Annotated in this window: 11 protein-coding genes; 8 read left to right on the forward strand and 3 right to left on the reverse strand. The window is 49.9% G+C overall.

Translation table 11 applies throughout. The annotated features are described in order from the left end of the window. The 4 genes from rpoB to IQ270_RS06395 form a co-directional block, all read left to right on the forward strand. Positions 1 to 2,406, forward strand: a 2,406-nt coding sequence (gene rpoB, locus IQ270_RS06380) for a DNA-directed RNA polymerase subunit beta (RefSeq protein WP_193972408.1), incomplete at its 5' end; no start/stop codon positions are given. Positions 2,407 to 2,564: 158 nt separating this feature from the next. Beyond that, positions 2,565 to 3,074, forward strand: a complete 510-nt coding sequence (locus IQ270_RS06385; RefSeq protein ID WP_228056122.1) for a hypothetical protein — start codon at positions 2,565 to 2,567, stop codon at positions 3,072 to 3,074. Positions 3,075 to 3,225: 151 nt separating this feature from the next. Beyond that, the gene (locus IQ270_RS06390; RefSeq protein ID WP_193972409.1) at positions 3,226 to 5,100 is read left to right on the forward strand and encodes a DNA-directed RNA polymerase subunit gamma; all 1,875 of its coding nucleotides are present in this window, start codon (positions 3,226 to 3,228) and stop codon (positions 5,098 to 5,100) included. Between the two features lie 241 nt (positions 5,101 to 5,341). Continuing rightward, entirely contained in the window at positions 5,342 to 9,469 is a 4,128-nt protein-coding gene (locus tag IQ270_RS06395; protein ID WP_193972410.1) for a DNA-directed RNA polymerase subunit beta'', read from the forward strand. Between the two features lie 380 nt (positions 9,470 to 9,849). Here the strand turns inward: IQ270_RS06395 and IQ270_RS06400 are convergent, their stop codons facing one another. Beyond that, entirely contained in the window at positions 9,850 to 10,245 is a 396-nt protein-coding gene (locus IQ270_RS06400) for a response regulator (RefSeq protein ID WP_193972411.1), read from the reverse strand. A 983-nt stretch (positions 10,246 to 11,228) separates the two neighbouring features. Between IQ270_RS06400 and IQ270_RS06405 the strand changes: the two genes are divergently transcribed. From IQ270_RS06405 to IQ270_RS06415, 3 genes are all read left to right on the forward strand, one after another. Next, positions 11,229 to 13,781: a DNA topoisomerase (ATP-hydrolyzing) subunit A gene (locus IQ270_RS06405; protein ID WP_193972412.1), complete on the forward strand. Its 2,553-nt coding sequence runs from the start codon at positions 11,229 to 11,231 to the stop codon at positions 13,779 to 13,781. Between the two features lie 217 nt (positions 13,782 to 13,998). After that, positions 13,999 to 15,483 (forward strand): ABC transporter ATP-binding protein, encoded by a 1,485-nt coding sequence (locus IQ270_RS06410; RefSeq protein ID WP_193972413.1) that lies wholly within the window; start codon positions 13,999 to 14,001, stop codon positions 15,481 to 15,483. 119 nt (positions 15,484 to 15,602) lie between these two features. Next, a complete protein-coding gene (locus IQ270_RS06415; RefSeq protein WP_193972414.1) occupies positions 15,603 to 15,755 on the forward strand; it encodes a chlorophyll A-B binding protein in 153 nt (50 codons plus the stop codon). Between the two features lie 585 nt (positions 15,756 to 16,340). Here IQ270_RS06415 and rpoD read toward each other — a convergent pair. Further along, the gene (gene rpoD, locus IQ270_RS06420; protein WP_193972415.1) at positions 16,341 to 17,510 is read right to left on the reverse strand and encodes an RNA polymerase sigma factor RpoD; all 1,170 of its coding nucleotides are present in this window, start codon (positions 17,508 to 17,510) and stop codon (positions 16,341 to 16,343) included. 52 nt (positions 17,511 to 17,562) lie between these two features. Here rpoD and IQ270_RS06425 point away from each other — a divergent pair, with 52 nt between their 5' ends. Continuing rightward, the gene (locus IQ270_RS06425) at positions 17,563 to 17,724 is read left to right on the forward strand and encodes a hypothetical protein (RefSeq protein ID WP_193972416.1); all 162 of its coding nucleotides are present in this window, start codon (positions 17,563 to 17,565) and stop codon (positions 17,722 to 17,724) included. 853 nt (positions 17,725 to 18,577) lie between these two features. Here the strand turns inward: IQ270_RS06425 and IQ270_RS06430 are convergent. Beyond that, positions 18,578 to 18,763: a hypothetical protein gene (locus tag IQ270_RS06430; protein WP_193972417.1), complete on the reverse strand. Its 186-nt coding sequence runs from the start codon at positions 18,761 to 18,763 to the stop codon at positions 18,578 to 18,580. Positions 18,764 to 19,068 lie beyond the last annotated feature (305 nt).

Genomic DNA, 19,068 nt, shown 5'->3' on the forward strand with positions numbered 1-19,068 from the left:
CTCCGCATGGAGCGCGCGGTGAAGGAGCGCATGAGCTCGGTCGATGTGTCGACGGTCATGCCGAACGACCTGATCAACGCGAAGCCCGCGGTCGCCGCGGTGCGCGAATTCTTTGGTTCGTCGCAGCTCAGCCAGTTCATGGATCAGACCAACCCGCTGGCAGAACTGACCCACAAACGCCGCCTCTCGGCCCTGGGCCCCGGAGGCTTAACCCGCGAACGCGCCGGTTTTGCAGTACGGGACATCCACCCGTCCCACTACGGCCGGATTTGCCCGATCGAAACACCAGAAGGCCCGAACGCCGGACTAATCGGTTCCCTAGCAACCCACGCCCGCGTCAACCCCTACGGCTTCATCGAAACACCATTCTATCCAGTAGAAAAAGGACAGGTGCTGCGCGACAAAGCCCCCATCTACATGACAGCCGACGAAGAAGACGACTTGCGCGTCGCCCCCGGAGACATCAGTCTCGACTCCAACAACAACCTGTTGGGCGAAACCGTAGCCGTCCGCTACCGCCAAGAATTCACCACCACTACCCCGATGCAAGTGGACTACATGGCGATTTCGCCAGTCCAAATCGTCTCCGTCGCCACATCGCTGATTCCCTTCCTGGAACACGACGATGCCAACCGCGCCCTGATGGGCTCGAATATGCAGCGCCAAGCCGTGCCGCTGCTCAAACCCGAACGCCCCCTCGTGGGTACCGGCTTGGAAGCTCAGGCAGCGCGAGATTCCGGGATGGTGGTGGTTTCCCGGATTGACGGCGAAGTCATCTACATCGACGCAACCCGGATAATTGTCAAGCCCCTGGCGGCAGATGCCGAGTCGAATTCCAGCGAAGAACATTTCCTGATTCGCGAATACGACGAACTCAAAACCAAACAGCCCTCGGTTTGGAAGCAAAAATACGCAGGCAGCATCGAACACGAACTGCAAAAATACCAGCGATCAAACCAAGACACCTGTCTCAACCAGCGGCCCCTAATCTACGAGGGCGATCGCGTCGTAGCAGGTCAAGTCCTCGCCGACGGTTCCTCCACCGAAGGTGCCGAACTCGCCCTCGGCCACAACATCCTGGTAGCTTATATGCCCTGGGAAGGATACAACTACGAAGACGCAATGCTCATTAGCGAGCGCCTCGTCTACGAAGACGTATACACCAGCATCCACATCGAAAAATACGAAATCGAAGCCCGCCAAACCAAACTCGGCCCGGAAGAAATCACCCGAGAAATCCCCAACGTCGGCGAGGACGCCCTGCGCCAGCTAGACGAACAGGGCATCATCCGCAAAGGCGCTTGGGTAGAAGCCAGCGACATCTTGGTAGGGAAAGTCACCCCCAAAGGCGAATCCGACCAACCGCCGGAAGAAAAACTGCTCAGAGCAATCTTCGGCGAAAAAGCCCGCGATGTCCGGGACAACTCGCTCCGCGTCCCCAACGGCGAAAAAGGCCGCGTTGTAGACGTGCGCGTGTTTACCCGCGAACAAGGAGACGAACTCCCCCCCGGCGCGAACATGGTAGTCCGCGTCTACGTCGCCCAAAAGCGCAAGATTCAAGTCGGCGACAAAATGGCCGGCCGCCACGGCAACAAAGGCATCGTCTCCCGGATTCTGCCGAAGGAAGATATGCCCTACTTGCCCGACGGCACGCCGATCGACATTGTGCTCAACCCCTTGGGCGTACCGTCGCGGATGAACGTCGGTCAAATTTTCGAGTGCTTGCTGGGCTGGGCTGGCGAAAATCTGTCGATGCGGTTCAAGATGGTGCCGTTTGACGAAATGCACGGCGCCGAAAAGTCGCGGGAAACCGTTCACGGCAAATTAGAGGAGGCGCGGGAAAAAACTGGCAAACCTTGGGTCTTCAACGAAAAACACCCCGGCAAGACCATAGTTTATGACGGCCGCACTGGGGAAGCATTCGATCGCCCCGTCACAGTCGGCATCGCCTACATGCTCAAACTCGTCCACTTAGTAGACGACAAAATCCACGCCCGCAGCACCGGCCCCTACTCTTTGGTTACGCAGCAGCCCCTCGGTGGCAAAGCCCAGCAGGGCGGCCAGCGGTTCGGGGAAATGGAAGTCTGGGCCCTGGAAGCTTTCGGCTGCGCTTACACGCTGCAGGAGTTGCTGACAGTCAAGTCCGACGATATGCAGGGCCGGAATGAAGCGCTAAATGCGATCGTCAAAGGCAAAGCCATCCCCCGGCCCGGAACCCCCGAATCGTTCAAAGTGCTGATGCGGGAGTTGCAATCTTTGTGTCTGGACATTGCCGTCCACAAAGTCAATACTTCTGAAGAGGGTTCCGAGCACGTTGAGGTGGATTTGATGGCCGATGTTGGCGGCAGGCGATCGCCCTCCCGGCCTACTTACGAATCGCTTTCTCGCGACGAAGACGAGGACTAGGGATTTGCCATTTTCGCATTGCAGATTTTAGATTTGAAAATTGTTTGAGATTATTCAATTCTGTAATGCGAAAATCGACAACCTTACATGAAAATGCCTCAACAGTGGTATGAACACTGCTGAGGCGAATCAACGCTCTAACAAGGAGAGGCGGTGACATGAGTATTGTAACAGTTATTCCCCATATTGAAGGAGAATTCGATCGGGCGACAGGCTCTATTAACTCGCAAGGCAGTAAGTTGAAAAACGGTTGCGGGCGCAAGTGGATCGATGGCATAACGGTATTTTTCCACCGATTAGTCCTCGACTCGAAAATAGCAGGATTCCTCGGTTGCGGTGATTTTGCTTGCCACATCTGTGACAATCGAATCTGCATCAACCTGGCACATCTGGTAGCGGGGTCTGCTGCAAAGAATACCGGACAGATCGTGGGGCGCGATCGCCCAACTCCCAGACGCAAAAGTATTCCGGGAATTGAGCGATTGTCCCCCATTAACGGTGTAGCTGAAGTATACAGCGCGAATCCCGTAACTATACACAATATTAACTGTAACCTCACTTGGAAACCAGCAGGCGAAGGGGTTCCCCTTGCCCGCCCGGGTGGTGTCTCGATCGCAGGACGTGCAAAAACGAATTCATTCAAGCTCGAAAATCTATTCCTAAGATAGCTCGGGAATTTGAAGTATCCAGAAGTATCATCCGCAACATTAAAAATAATGTGACATATAAAGGAGTCTGACATTGATTCGATCGCCAAAATAATCCCGCCATAAAAACCACAGCAAATACTTTCAAATAAATCATCGATTGGAGTCAAAAATGCCTAAGATAGAACAACGATTTGATTACGTAAAAATTGGGTTAGCTTCACCAGAAAGAATTCGACAGTGGGGAGAAAGAACTTTACCAAACGGTCAGATGGTGGGAGAAATCGTAAAACCTGAGACGATTAACTACCGCACCTTAAAACCAGAAATGGACGGATTGTTTTGCGAGCGCATTTTTGGGCCTGCAAAAGATTGGGAATGTCATTGTGGCAAGTACAAAAGAGTTCGTCATAGAGGCATTGTTTGCGAGAGATGCGGTGTCGAAGTCACTGAATCTCGCGTGCGCCGCCACCGGATGGGATTTATCAAACTAGCAGCTCCAGTAGCTCACGTTTGGTATCTCAAAGGCATCCCGAGTTACATGGCAATTTTGTTAGATATGCCCCTGCGAGATGTCGAACAAATTGTCTATTTCAATGCCTACGTAGTCCTAAATGCTGGTAATGCTGAGAAACTGCAATACAAGCAATTGCTCACAGAAGATGCTTGGCTCGAAATAGAAGACGAACTTTATAGCGAAGATTCCACACTGACCGGCGTAGAAGTAGGAATCGGTGCTGAAGCTTTGCAAGTTTTGCTGCAAAACATTCCCCTAGAAAGCGAAGCCGAAAAGTTGCGCGAAGATATTGCTAATGCTAAAGGTCAAAAACGGGCAAAGTTAATTAAACGCTTGCGGGTAATTGACAACTTTATTGCTACGGGTTCTCATCCCGATTGGATGGTACTCAATGTGATTCCGGTGATTCCCCCGGACTTGCGGCCGATGGTGCAGCTAGACGGCGGGCGTTTTGCAACGAGCGACCTCAACGACCTTTATCGGAGAGTCATCAACCGCAATAACCGTTTGGCTAGACTGCAAGAAATTTTAGCGCCGGAGATTATCATCCGCAACGAAAAGCGGATGTTGCAAGAAGCTGTAGATGCGCTAATTGACAACGGCCGCCGGGGCAGGACTGTGGTGGGCGCAAACAACCGTCCGCTGAAGTCGCTGTCGGACATCATCGAAGGGAAACAAGGTCGCTTCCGGCAAAACTTGCTCGGGAAACGGGTAGACTACTCCGGGCGTTCGGTGATTGTGGTGGGGCCGAAACTGAAAATTCACCAGTGCGGTTTGCCGAGGGAAATGGCGATCGAACTTTTCCAGCCTTTTGTGATCCACCGCTTGATCCGTCAAGGATTGGTCAACAACATCAAGGCTGCCAAAAAACTGATCCAGCGCAACGATCCCAGTGTCTGGGAGGTGCTTCAGGAGGTAATTGAGGGGCATCCCGTGATGCTCAACAGAGCCCCGACGCTGCACCGTTTGGGGATTCAAGCTTTTGAGCCGATTTTGGTAGACGGAAGGGCGATTCAACTTCACCCGCTAGTCTGTCCGGCTTTTAATGCTGACTTTGACGGCGACCAAATGGCGGTACACGTGCCTTTGTCTCTGGAATCTCAGGCGGAGGCGCGCTTGCTAATGTTGGCTTCTAACAACATTATGTCGCCGGCAACGGGAAGACCGATCGTGACTCCTTCTCAAGATATGGTACTCGGTTGCTATTACTTGACAGCGGAAAATCTTGACGCTCAAAAAGGTGCAGGTCGCTATTTCTCCAACCTTACCGATGCGGTTGTAGCTTACGAACAAGGAATCGTTGACTTGCACTCATACGTGTGGGTGAGATTTCAAGGAGCCATAGAAAATGTGGAACCGGAGGGAGAACCGATGAAGGTGGAACGATCGACCGACGGTACTGTGACCAAAGAATACAAGTTCCGCCGGATTCGCGAAGACACAGAGGGCAACTTGCTCAATCAGTTTATTCGCACTACTCCAGGCCGGATTATCTATCACCAAACGATCGAATCGGTAATTAACAATTAGTTGTCAGTTGCTAGTTGCTAGTTGCTAGTTGCTAGTTGTCAGTTGACACGAAAGCACGAAAGCAGTTGGTTGTTATTTGTTATTTGTTGCTGGTTGGTTCTAATTCCGAACTACAAATTCTGACTAACTAATGCCAACTGCTTTCCTGTCAACTGCCAACTGACTACTGCCAACTGACTACTGCCAACTGACTACTGCCAACTGACTACTGACTAATTTTCAAATTACTAACAGCAGAAAAATGACAGAAAATAAGGAAATTGTTTTTCGCAATCGAGTTGTTGACAAAGGTCAGCTCAAAAAATTAATCTCTTGGTCGTTCATGCAGTACGGAACTGCCCGCACGGCTCAAATGGCAGACAAACTCAAAGACTTGGGTTTCCGTTTCGCAACGCGAGCAGGGGTCAGCATCAGCGTAGACGACTTACAGGTCCCCCCCATCAAGAGACAACTGCTCGACTCTGCCGAAGAAGAAATCCGGATCACAGAACAGCGGTACACCCGTGGTGAAATCACCGAAGTCGAACGCTTCCAAAAAGTAATCGACACCTGGAACAGCACCTCAGAAGACCTCAAAGACGAAGTAGTCAAAAACTTCCGCGCCACCGACCCCCTCAACTCCGTCTACATGATGGCCTTCTCCGGAGCCCGGGGCAACATCTCCCAAGTCCGCCAACTCGTAGGAATGCGCGGATTGATGGCAGACCCCCAAGGCGAAATCATCGACCTCCCCATCAAAACCAACTTCCGCGAAGGCCTCACCGTCACCGAATACATCATCTCTTCCTACGGCGCCCGCAAAGGTTTAGTCGATACCGCCCTCCGCACCGCCGACTCCGGCTACTTAACCCGCCGCCTGGTAGATGTCTCCCAAGACGTAATTGTCCGCGAAGTAGACTGTGGCACCGGGCGGGGGATTCGCGTGCGGCCGATGACAGACGGCGCTACCGTACTCATTCCCCTGAAAGACAGGCTGTTGGGGCGAGTGTTAGCTCAAGATGTGGTACACCCCAAAACCAAAGAAGTTGTCGCCTTCGCCAAAGAAAGAGCTCTCCGCAACCAGCCCATTACCGAAGAACTCGCTGAGGCAATTGGTGCATCGGGCGTCGCCGAAGTGTATTTACGATCGCCCCTAACCTGCGAAGCCACCCGTTCAGTTTGTCAGTGCTGCTACGGCTGGAGTCTGGCCCACCTGAAAATGGTGGATATGGGCGAGGCGATCGGGATTATTGCCGCTCAGTCGATCGGCGAACCCGGAACCCAGCTCACCATGCGTACCTTCCACACAGGCGGCGTGTTTACCGGAGAAGTCGCCAAACAAGAACGCGCACCTTTTGCCGGTACAGTCAAATTCAAAAACTTGCGTACCCGTTCCTTCCGCACCAGACACGGCGAAGAAGCCCTAGTAGCCGAAAATAACGGCAAACTCGTATTGGAGGGCGAGGGTTTCGAGGAAGGCAAATCCGGGGCCAAAAATCAGAAACTCAAAATAGAACTGGCAATCGCGATCGGTTCTACAGTCATGGCCCGCGACGGACAAAGCGCCCTCCAAGGTCAAATCCTCGCAGAAGTACCCATCCTCGGACGCGCCGCCCGCAAAACTACCGAAAAAGTCACCACCGACGTAGCCTCAGACTTAGCCGGCGAAGCCAAATTTGCCGACATCGTGCCCGAAGAAAAAACCGACCGCCAAGGCAACACCACCCGCACCGCCAGCCGCGGCGGACTGGTTTGGATACTTTCAGGAGAAGTCTACAACTTACCCCCCGGCGCCGAACCCGCCGTCAAAAACGGTTCCAGAATTCCCGCCAACAGCGTCATCGCCGAAACCAAACTCATCTCCGAACACGGCGGCGTAGTCCGCATCGCCGACGAGCGAGAAATCGAAATCATCACAGCCCAAGTGTTGCTCGACCAAGCCGTCGTCCGAGCCGAAAGTACCGGCGGCAGAGACCACTACACCATCGAAACCGCCTCTAACCAGCGGTTCTCTCTCAAAACCACACCAGGAAGCAAAGTCATCAACGGCGAAGTCGTCGCCGAACTGATCGACGACACCTACCGCACCGCAACCGGAGGCATCGTCAAATACGCCGGCGTCGAAGTTCACAAGCGCGGCAAAGCCAAACAAGGACTCGAAGTCATCAAAGGCGGCACCCTGCTGTGGATACCTGAAGAGTGCCACGAAGTCAACAAAGATATCGGCCTATTGATCGTCGAAGACGGCCAATACGTCGAAGCCGGTACCGAAGTAGTCAAAGATATTTTCTGCCAAACCAGCGGCGCCGTCGAAGTTACCCAGAAAAATGACATCTTGCGGGAAATAGTCATCAAACCCGGAACTTTGCACGCAGTCGATCGCCCGCCACTTTCCCAAACCGAAGGTCAAATTGTCAGCGCCGGTCAAGAAATCTTCCCCGGCTTGATTGCCCAGGAACTCGGTTACGCCGAATATATCGAAACACCCGAAGGCCCCGCCTTGCTCCTGCGTCCCGTCATAGAATTTCCCGTACCCGACAAACCGCCCGTACCTTCCCAAACAGCCCTCAACGAGTCGATTTCCCTCAAAGCAGTGCAGCGCTTGCCCTACAAAGACGGAGAGCGCGTCAAGTCAGTCGAAGGACTCGAACTGCTGCGGACTCAGCTTATTTTAGAAATCGGTTCCGGTGCTCCGCAATTGGCCGCAGATATCGAACTGCTGCCCGACGAAGACGATGCTGTAGCTTTTGGAGCAGACGGTTCCGGCCCCGCTTGGGGTACCGCCGATGTTCCCAGTTCTGAAGAATTGGCACTAGCTGAAGGCGATGAAGCCTCACCAGTTTCCAAAACTTTCCGCTTGCAGTTAGTGATTTTGGAATCGCTAGTAATTCGGCGCGACGTATCGGCAGATCCTACTCAGGGCAGCACTCAGACCCGCTTGTTGGTCGAGGACGGACTGTCGATCGCTCCAGGAGCAGTAGTTGCCCGCACAGAGATTCTCTGCAAAGAAGCCGGCATTGTCCGAGGCATCCGCGAAGGACACAGCGAACCCGTGCGCCGCCTCCTAGTGATGCGGGATGCCGATTCTATTTCTGTGCAAGTCCCAGTTGCCCCCAACTTGAGTCCCGGTCAACTGCTAGTGGCCGGTACTGAGGTTGCTCCCGGAATCACCCTCGAAGAGTCCGGTCAAGTCGTGAAAGTCATACCCTCTTCCGACGGCGAACCTGCCAAAATTGTACTCAGGATAGCCCGCCCTTACCGGGTTTCCGCAGGTGCAGTGCTGCACGTAGACGACGGCGACTTAGTGCAGCGGGGAGACAACTTGGTGATTTTGGTGTTCGAGCGAGCCAAAACCGGGGACATTATTCAAGGTTTACCCCGCATCGAAGAATTGCTCGAAGCCCGCAAGCCCAAAGAAGCTTGTGTTTTGGCAAAGCGGCCCGGCACCGCTAGGATCGCAGCCGATGACGATGTTGTCGAATTAGCCGTGATTGAAGATGACGGCCGCATTGAGGAGTATCCTTTGTTACCCGGTCAAAATCCGATCGTCTCTGACGGACAGCGGGTAGGCGTCGCCGAATCTCTGACTGACGGGCCTGCAAACCCTCACGAAATTCTGGAAGTGTTTTTCCACGTTCTCAAAGAGCGCCAACCGACTTTTGAGGCTGCTTTGGAAAGTTTCCAGCAGGTGCAGACTTTTTTGGTGAATGAGGTGCAGTCTGTCTATCAGTCTCAGGGCGTAGATATTTCTGACAAGCACATCGAAGTGATCGTGCGACAGATGACCAACAAAGTGCGGATGGAGGACGGCGGCGACACCACCATGCTCCCGGGGGAACTGGTCGAACTGCGCCAGGTAGAGCAGGTCAACGAAGCCATGTCAATTACCGGTGGAGCGCCGGCGGACTATACTCCGGTACTGCTGGGAATTACTAAAGCTTCGCTCAATACCGACAGCTTTATCTCGGCTGCTTCATTCCAAGAAACTACGCGGGTGCTGACCGAGGCGGCGATCGAAGGCAAGTCCGACTGGCTGCGCGGCCTCAAGGAAAACGTAATTATCGGCCGCCTGATTCCTGCCGGCACCGGGTTCAACGCCTACGAGGATGCCAGCGTTCAAGATGCGGGTTTTGAGGGTGCGGTGTTTGACGACGATTTTCAGGATTTGCAGGAGGATGTGGTACTTGATGACCGTACTGCCCGCCGCAAGTATACGATCGAAAGCGGTTTCGAGGTCGGAGCTGCTTCTGACCTTGAGGTTGATGAAGATTTTGAGGAAATTGAGGTTGAGGAGGACGATTTTGTCGGTCCGACTGATGATGATTCTTTGGGGGTTTTGGCTGATGAGGATGACGACATCGGTTACGAGGATTTCGATGACGACGACTAATTATTAGTTTCTTGCGGTTGTTGTTAGTTGGCAGTTGTGAGTTTTTATTAGCAAATGCCAATTTCAAGATATTAGGAAAGCAGTTGCTATTAGCAACTGCTTAATATTAGGAAAGCAGTTGTTAGTTTTTATTAGCAAATGCTTAATGCCAAGTGTCAGGAAAGCAGGAAAGCTGTGGTTATTAGCGAATGCCAACTACCAACAACCAGTTTGTTGTTAGTTATTAATATACCAATCCTCGCATGATTTGTTTAATTCATTGTAGGGTTCTTCCCCCCTTGAAGAGCCCCGGCCGAGCGGGGCTAGACAAAGAAATGCACTACCCTAAAAATTTTGCCAATCATTTAGGATTGCTACAGTCCCCGGATTTTGTATATCGCTCAGTCCGGGAGCAAAGCCTTGATCTGAGCGACAAACTCTTGATGGTCTACTACGGGTTTAGAGATGTAACCGTCCGCACCGCTTTGATTCAGAAAAGTTTCTTTGTCACCGGCCATCGCGTGAGCTGTTACCAAAATAATCGGCAGCGAGGCGGTTTGCGGGTCTGCTTTGAGCAGTTGAGTAATCTTAATGCCGTCAACAGCTTTTCCCTGGTAGACGCTGCGCGAAAGAGACACATCCATTAAAATTAAATCAGCTTCCCCTGAAGCAGCAATCTGCATCACCTCTTCAACATTTTCTGTGTGTTTCACCGCTAAGCCACCCCGCTTAGTCAGAATTTTAGAAAAAACTCGAGCATTAACCAAATCGTCCTCTACAATCAGAACGGTTTTCATCTTTGCGCTCTCCTAGATACCACCTTCAAAGGCGCTGTACTCAGCACCGGGGAGATGGGAGGAAAGGATGGGCAGCACTTAGGTTGCATACGAATAACCATCTTTTTTGTGAATGTGTTTGCAATACTTGTAAAATACCTCACGCATAGAATGCAAGGCTTTGTGTACTGCCGATACCGTCTGCAAGGCTGCAAGACAGTTTAGTTGTTTTTTTGCGGCAAATAGACCTGACACTGACGATCGCCTCAAGATTCCTCACAAAGTACGTAGGCGGGACTAAACAAAACTATGTAACATTATGTAAACAGGGCTGACGAGTTCCGCTAGAGGGCATTGTGGATACTTTGCGATCGTTTACATAGTTGTGTTGTACAGCGCCGACTTACTTGGCCGGTTTCTAGTATTCTCTCTTTGGGTCAAGCCTGCGACTGAGAGTCGGGGAGGTGTGACAATTATTTTATTTCCTGCTCTTAGAATAAAGCAATGTTTATTCATCTACTCCCGCAGCAGCATTCGGAGTAGCGAACATAGCGGGGATTGTTGAGGATTCTCAATTCTTAGTTGCGGGCGATCGACACGACTTGAAAAATTGACGCTTCGGTTCATCAAGCACAGGTCAGACTAGAATATCACGAGGAGAGCTTTTGACTGCTGAATTCTTAACGATCGGCATTTGTGAGCGATTATAAGAAAAAGCATGATTGTAAATCTACCTTCTCGCGCCGGGCGGTAAATATACAGGTAGGCGCAAAGATCGGCAATATAGAGATTAAGCTAATAGTCGAGAGTAAGAGGCAAGTGTTGCCCGTCTTTGGCACTCTGATTATGCTTTAACCTGTTAAATTTATTTTTATCCTCCTGCTAGGCGGTTTTGTCGAACTTTTGGTTCGCTGTACCAGCAAACGCTTTTCATTCGAGATCGGCAACCTGAGCATTATTGACACAGGCTGTCTTCACTCAGGAATTAACGGACACAAGGACTCATGGCTAAACAACTAAACCTACTTTCCGGGCAAGTAATTTCTACGCCTCTGCATGCCGAGATGCAGCAATCGTACCTCGAATATGCCATGAGTGTGATCGTCGGGCGAGCTTTGCCTGATGTCCGCGACGGTTTAAAACCAGTTCACCGTCGAATTTTGTACGCGATGCACGAACTCGGTTTGACGCCGGACAGACCTTACCGCAAGTGCGCCCGGGTAGTTGGAGATGTTTTGGGAAAATATCACCCCCACGGCGACCAATCGGTTTACGACGCTCTGGTGCGGATGGTTCAGGAGTTTTCGAGCCGCTATCCTTTGCTGGCGGGTCACGGCAATTTCGGTTCGGTGGACAATGACCCGGCTGCTGCGATGCGATACACGGAAACTCGCCTCGCACCGATCGCCCACGAAGCTATGCTAACCCAAGTCGGCGATGCAACTGTTGATTTTGCCGCTAACTTTGACAGTTCCGAGCAGGAACCGACCGCACTACCGGCTCAGTTGCCGTTTCTGCTGCTCAATGGCTGTACTGGGATTGCTGTGGGGATGGCAACTAATATTCCACCCCACAATTTGGGGGAGGTGGTAGACGGTTTAATTGCTTTGATTGAAAATCCAGAACTCTCGGACGAGAAGTTGATTGAACTGATTCCTGGCCCGGATTTCCCGACCGGAGGGGAAATCGTCGCTACAGAGGGCATTGTTGATGCCTACACTAAGGGTCGAGGCAGCATTGCGGTCAGGGGTGTGGCTGGGGTGGAAGAAGTGCCTGGTAATCGCAAGGTGCGGACTAAAACGGCGATCGTGGTCACGGAGTTTCCGTTTCAGGTGAATAAGGCGGCTTGGATTGAAAAGGTGGCGGATTTGGTGAATGCCGGTCGCCTCGACGGTATTTCTGATTTGCGCGATGAGAGCGATCGCAATGGCATTCGAGTTGTGATTGAACTCAAGCGGGAATTTACTCCCGAAGCGGTGCTAGCTCGTCTTTACCAACAAACTGACCTGCAAACAAATTTTGGTGCGATTTTGCTGGCAATTGTCAACGGTCAACCCCGACAGTTGACGCTCAGACAATTGTTGCAGGAATTTCTGGATTTCCGAGAAGTGACTCTCACCCGCCGCCACAATTACCAGTTGCAGGTGGCAGAACGTCGCTGTCACATTGTCCAAGGCTTAATGTTAGCTTTGACAAATCTCGATACTACGATCGACATTCTCCGAAATTCTCCTGACGGTACTACTGCTAAGCAAACTTTCCAAGTTCGCCTCAATTTGAGCGAAAGTCAATCTGATGCGATTTTGGCGATGCCGATGCGCCGGCTGACTGGTTTGGAAAGACAAAGTTTGCAGGCTGAGCTTGATGAGTTGATGGGAAATATTCAAGAATTGCAGCGGTTGTTGAGCGACAGGCGCGAACTCTTGAAGGCTTTGAAGAAGGAATTTCGATCGCTCAAACGCAAGTACGCTGACGAACGCCGCACTAAATTTGCTAGGGGAATCGAAGGCGTCCCAAAGGCCCAATCCCCAGTTTCTGGCAAGAAAAATTCTGCTGTCAAGCCTTTGTCGGCGACAATGATTGCCTCTAATTTATTGCCGGTTCTTGAGGCTGAGGAAACTATTGTTGAATTTTCGCACAAGCAATATGTGCGGCGCATGCCGACGGGGGAACGTCCCCGCTCGAAAAGTCGCGAAAAATCGGTTTCAGCTTTAGAAAAAAATGAAGATTTTATTGTGACGGCAGAGCTGACTAAAACCGATCGCACTTTGGTAGTCTTAACTCCTAATGGCAAGGCTTACCCGCTGAAAGTGGCTGATATTCCTAGTAGTAACGGCAAAGACCGGGGAAAGCCGATTGTTGGTTTGTTGTCCCCGAGTGCTACCAAAAATAGTGCCGATCTCGCTTTTTCCGAAATCACTGTCGCACACTTTATTTTGCCAGAAAATTCGGAGGGGGCGGAGTTGGTCGCTCTGACTCAGCAAGGAAAAATTAAACGCTTGCCGATACAGGAATTGGCCGATTTGACTAATCGTGGCATTACTGTTGTTAAACTCAAGGAGGACGATCGGCTGCGCTCGGCTAGTCTGAGCAAAGTCGGCGAGCAAGTGGCCGTCGCAACTTCGGGAGGCCGAGTCCTCCGGTTTGATGTCGATGACGAACAACTGCCGCCAATGGGCCGCAGCGCCCAGGGTTCTCAAGTAACCAGGTTGCGGAAGCAGGAACAGTTGGTGGGTTGTATTACGATCGACCCGGAAGACAGTCTGGTGTTAATTTCGGAGTTGGGTTGGGCTAAACGAATGCCTGCTGGTTCTGTCAGACTGACTAACCGGGGCGAAATTGGCACTCAAGCTTTTCGCTTTGCAGAGCCTAAAGATGCTTTGGTTGGCTTGTTGCAAGCTGTTCCCGGTACGGATGTTAAGCTCTTTACTACTTCTGGCCGCTTGTTGCGATCGACTACTGATGCTATAGCTTTTTGGGGGAAAGATGCTGCGGGCGATCGAGTTTTTGACCTAAATCCCGGTGAAAAAATTATCAAGGTTATTAGCAGTCAGTAGTCATTGGCCAAACAGGCCAAACAGGGAATTGGTCAAACAGGGCATCTGCTCGCTCCGGGCATCGGTAATTGGGAAGCGGTAATTGGGAAGCGGTATGAAGGAATGAAAAGTTGGCTATTTCACCCTAGAATCCTTTCCAATTACAGAGCTGAATTAGCCATTATCAATTCCCAATTCCCAATTCCCAATTCCCAATTCCCAATTCTAAAATTGTTCGATGGCGCAAGTTGTATTAGAAAATATTTACAAAAGTTTTCCTCTCCGCCAAGGAGAACCGGAAAAATTAGCAAAAAATGTCGCAGAAAGTGTCTTGCCAGATGCCTCTAGCTCTTCGTCTAACAGAGTTTTGCGGCGCATTAACCTGACGGTCGAAGATGGGGAGTTTATGGTGCTGGTTGGGCCTTCTGGCTGCGGAAAAAGCACTTTGTTACGATCGATCGCCGGTTTGGAAGTTTTGACAGCGGGGAATATTTGGATTGGCGGTAGGCTGCTGAACGATTTGCCTCCTAAAGACCGAAATATTGCTATGGTATTTCAAAATTATGCTCTCTATCCTCACTTAACTGTTTACGATAATCTCGCCTTTGGATTGCGCCGCTCGGAAAGTCAGAAGAGAAATACAAGTCCCAAGCAGCCAGAAGAAAAAGGTAAGTCGCAAGAAACAAGAACAGAAATACAAGTCGGAATAGGTAAGAAGTCCGATGGAACAAGGAACAAGGAAGAAGGAAAAGGTAAGAAGGAAGCAGCGACAGAAACAAAAAAAGGAGACAGGGATCAGGGAGAAGCTATCAAAAATAAGGTCAAAGAGGTGATTGATTATTTAGCTTTGCATACTTTAAATAACGGTCGAATATACACTGTATGGGAAGATTTTTTAGTGGGAGCTACTCGCAAGTTGCCTCGGGGTTTGCGTTATTGGTCAGAACGGGAAAAGGCAGTAGAAAACCGAGTCCTGAATGTAGCTAAATTATTGCAAATAGAACCGCTTTTAAATCGCTTACCGAAACAACTTTCGGGAGGACAAAAGCAGCGGGTAGCTTTGGGTAGGGCGATGGCTCGAAATCCTGAAGTTTTTTTGATGGACGAACCGCTATCGAATCTTGATGCGAAATTGAGGGCCCAAACGAGATCGCAAATTGTGCAGTTGCAGCGACAGTTGGGAACTACGACTATTTATGTGACTCACGACCAGACTGAGGCGATGACTATGGGCGATCGCATTGCTATTATGAATGCAGGCCAGCTTCAGCAAGTCGCTCAACCTCTGGAGCTTTACAACAAGCCGGCTAATCTATTTGTGGCTGAGTTTATTGGTTCTCCACCAATGAATTTTTTGGCGGTGCAATTTACAGCCCCGCTGTTGATTTCTCACCCGCAATTTCGCTTTACTTTACCGGATATTTGGGCAAAAAATTTACAACAATATGACGGGCGAGAGTTAATTTTGGGCATCCGACCGGAACATCTGAGCATTCACCCTCCTGCTACTAAAAATGTGTCTGTACAAGTGGAAGTTGTGGAGGCTTTGGGACCGGAAACTTATTTGCGGGTGTGTTTGACTGATGCTCCGGCCGTGCGGATGCAAGTACGGGTTCCAGCAGAGCGATCGATCCGAGTTGGCGAGGAACTTTGGCTGGCCGTCGCCCATGACAAAATTCACTTGTTTGACCCTGATACCGAGTTGGCTATTTTTCCTCGCTAGGTAAAATTATTAAGGTCGATCGAGCTTTGCCACCGAATTCACACACTTGCACTTTTTTCAATTTCTTGTTATATTTATTCACACAAGCCTGACAAAAGTTAACCAAAGGAGTTCGCACTATGCAACAACAAAAACGCAACGCTTGGAACTGGGGCTTCAGCGAAGGAGCTGAAAATTGGAACGGTCGTTTCGCGATGATTGGTTTCTCCGCCGCTGTTATTATCGAATTGGTTTCAGGTCAAGGCCTACTTCACTTCTGGGGCCTACTATAGTAAGATTTGAGATTTGAGATTGCACAATTAGCAAGCCATTCTTTTTTTCAACTCAATCTAAATTATTAGTTAGGGCTTGCTGATTTAACCAAAAACCTAGATCAATCAATGGATTGAGAGGGTTCACAAGTGTAGGAGGTGCAAGGAATAAGCTTTGAAACCATCAAAAGTCAATCAATTCCAACTTTGATTACTGACTATTCTTACCTCCTCTAATTCGGACTTCTGACTCGTGACTCCTACCCTTAACGAAAAAACTTTTTCAGCAAGCCCTAGTTTCTTACCTCCTCTAATTCCGACTTCTGACTTCTGACTCCTACCCTTAACGAAAAGACTTTTTCAGTAAGCCCTAGTTAAGATTTTTCAGACAATGCAAAGCTTGGGAGTTCCTTTCGGGACTCCCAAAATTTTGCCCGTGCGCTTTTAGCAGCGCAATTTTTGCAGCGGGATTTACCCGCAGCAAATACTGACTTGCTCCCCTGCTGCTAGGCGAAAAGTTTTTAACAGGTATCGCTCTTTTGGGGGCAGGGGGTTGCCCCCCACAAGAGTGCGAATCATTCTTTTGGGTGATGCCAGACAAATACTCTAGCGGATATATTCTTTTAAGATGCTATTGCGGTTGGGATGGCGCAACTTCCGCAGCGCTTTAGCCTCGATTTGACGAATCCGCTCGCGAGTGACATTAAAGATTTGACCGATTTCCTCTAATGTCTTCATCCGTCCGTCATCTAAGCCGTAACGCAGGCGCAACACATCTCGCTCCCGGGGGCTGAGAGTATCCAAAACGCTTTCTAAATCTTCTCTTAGCAAGTTTTTCGAGACTTGATCTTCTGGTGTTTCTCCGTCAGATTCAATAAAGTCTCCCAGACGCGAGTCTTCCTCTTTGCCGATCGGAGTTTCTAGAGAAATTGGCAACTGTGCGGATTTAGCAATGAAGCGCAACTTCTCGATCGTCATTTCCATCTTAGTGGCGATTTCTTCTTCCGTAGGCTTGCGGCCCATTTCCTGAGACAGAAGTTTGGTAGTTTTTTTGATCCGCGAGATGGTTTCGTAAAGGTGAACTGGTAGGCGAATAGTCCGGGATTGGTCGGCAATTGCTCTGGTGATGGCTTGACGTATCCACCAAGTTGCATAGGTGGAAAATTTGTAGCCTTTTTCGTGATCGAATTTTTCCGCAGCTCGGATCAGACCCAAAGAGCCTTCCTGAATCAAATCTTGGAAAGACAAACCGCGGTTCATGTACTTTTTGGCGATCGACACCACCAAACGCAGGTTTGATTGCACCATCTTCTCCTTGGCCCGCCGACCGACGTGGAGTCGGTGACGGAACGCCGGCAGTGCCATATCCACAGCATTAGCCCACTCGTTGTCTTTGGGTTCGCGGTCTAACTCTTCGAGCAGCTGTTCTCTAACTCGCTCTAATTCCAGCAAATCGGCAATCTTGCGGGCGAGTTCAATCTCTTCGTCAGCTCGCAGCAGTCTAATTCGACCGATTTCTTGGAGGTAAAGACGAATAGAGTCTTCTGTATAGTGCTTTTTCTTTGCCTGCACCCGGCGGCGGGCTTTGGCGGCTTTGCCAGCTTTAGTGTCGTCTTCCTCTGATGGGTTGTCTAGAAAATCTTCTCGATCGTCATCTTCGTCGATAAACAGTTCCAACTCGCTTTCGGGTAGAACGCTTTTGGCGTTCCGAAGCAAATCGATTGTTTCCATTTCTGGTGTGATTTTGGTTTCGAGTACGGTATTAGCCTGGATCATGCCGCCTTCCTCATGCTCCTGAATTAAAGAATGAATAAATAACAGTGGAATAGTGTCTGTTTGTAGTTTAGACAAATTAGCCAGTCTTGACATTTCTGCCAGAAAAAATAGTGGAATTTTCGGTCTGCCAAATGAAGCAGTGACCGAAACTGCACCAGTTTTACAAGTCAAATTTCGACTTTTGGTGGAAAGAAGCACCGAGTACATTCAATAATCGCAGATTTTTAATTTCGCGACCTAGATTGAGGGTGTGGCTTTTTCTTTCGCATCGATAAATCGCATCATCTGGATATCTTACCCAGAGAAACGAACTTAGATATCCGATCGATCGCACGTCAAAATACTGGCTTTTTTACGCGGGACTTTCGATCTTTTACCAGTAACAGTTTTCTGGCACCGAACCCTCTAACTTTTGTGTTTGAGGTGTCGAACTTTTGATTTACCTGCTGCGTGCGAGTGACGATTTTGTCATAAGACATCACAGTTGCACGGCGAATTTTCGCCATCTTGGATGTGAGTCTGCTGCTTCAATCGCAACACTCTTAGAGTCGAAGCATCAAATGGTGAGAATCGGATCTTACAAAGTCCCTTCCGATTGTAGCCGTTCTCACAAAAAATGGAAGCTATTTTCCGTTTTTTGTCAAGAACTCGGAAAACTTTGTCAGCTTAGCTTGACAATAGTGACTCATGGCCGCTCCAGCTAAAGCCTGAGAACGGCCCATAAAAACTTGGGTACGGTCGAACGGCGCTGTTTTCGGCGCCTGTGTGGGTTAACGGCTGCAGCGCAGTCTGCCAGACAATGAGCAGACAATGTTTGACTTGCCGGAATTGAGACCAATAAAATCGGTGTAGATGCACCCATCATTACCCTGTTTCCCTGAATTGAATCATACGCAATCTGCGATCGAATAAAGCTTGCGAGCTTTAGTTGTAAATCGGCAACTCTAGATTAGAAACCGACTATTTCCCCAAATGAAGCGTTGCGGGTTTAGTAGTGCAACAGGGGCGTTCATTGTTAAGTTAGCTCAAATCCCAGAAATTGGGTTTAATTATGACGTTAAATCACATTAAGTTCTTAACGTCACCTTCTCATTTAAGCAGTTCGACACGAGTTTGTCGCCGTCAGTGGCAAAACCACCCGGATAAATTCTACTCATAGTCAACCCGCCGCGCAACTGGCGACCGCAAACTTCTCTCAAGTTTTCTGGCTTTGGGCTCGCACTCGGGCGATCGCGAGTTTTGACAGGCAACACAATTGGCTATTTCCCGGAGGAACAACTTCATGGTTCCTTTCAATATATCGTAACAGTGTGAAGCTTTGATAAAGCAACTAAATCAATTTTAGGTGAAATTACTGGCGTTGTGCGGATAATTTTAAGCAGACAGAACAAAAGCCGCATGGGGCGTTGGTGCAACTGTCGGCAGATGATAACTCTGCAAGAAAAGGAAAATTTACCCAGTTAGCGATGTGCTTGCTATTGTTGGAGAAGGCACAAGCTGCAGAATGCGCTTAAAGATGTGGAGCGGTAGGACGCTGGTGCGATCGCTCAAAGTTTTG

It is taken from the genome of Microcoleus sp. LEGE 07076 (assembly GCF_015207455.1).
Classification (GTDB): Bacteria; Cyanobacteriota; Cyanobacteriia; order Cyanobacteriales; family Microcoleaceae; genus Microcoleus.